1 protein-coding gene is annotated in these 442 nt (G+C 63.3%); it reads left to right on the top strand.

All coding sequences use genetic code 11. The annotated features are described in order from the left end of the window. Positions 1-442 (top strand): RluA family pseudouridine synthase (locus tag AACY45_RS28650; RefSeq protein ID WP_339548848.1); only part of this gene is annotated, 442 nt, incomplete at both ends.

Genomic DNA, 442 nt, shown 5'->3' with positions numbered 1-442 from the left:
GCGATGGCTCGCTTAGCCTCGAAAACCACCTCGACGGGCTGACCTTCGGGTTCAAACGCTGGCCGGTGCCGGTGCATCGGCTCGATCGCGATACGTCTGGTTGTCTCCTGCTGTCGCGCAATCCCAAGGCGCATGCCAGGCTGCAGCAGGCGTTCGAGCAAGGGCTTGTGCGCAAGCGCTATCTCGCCGTGCTCGATGGCGTGGTCGAAGGCGAAAGCGGATTGATCGACCTGGCGTTGGCCAAGGTCAGCACGATCGAGACGGGGTGGCGCATGGTTGGCGATCCCCTTGGCACCAAAGGCAGCAAGCCCTCGCGCACGGCATGGCGCGTGCTCGAGATCAAGGACGGGCGCAGCTTTGTGGAATTCATTCCCGAAACTGGCCGTACGCATCAGATTCGTGTCCATGCTGCCGAAGCGTTGGGCGCGGCGGTGATGGGCGA

The organism is Pseudomonas sp. RA_35y_Pfl2_P32 (assembly GCF_963970735.1).
Lineage (GTDB): Bacteria > Pseudomonadota > Gammaproteobacteria > Pseudomonadales > Pseudomonadaceae > Aquipseudomonas.
This window is presented reverse-complemented; position numbering and strand designations above follow the sequence as displayed.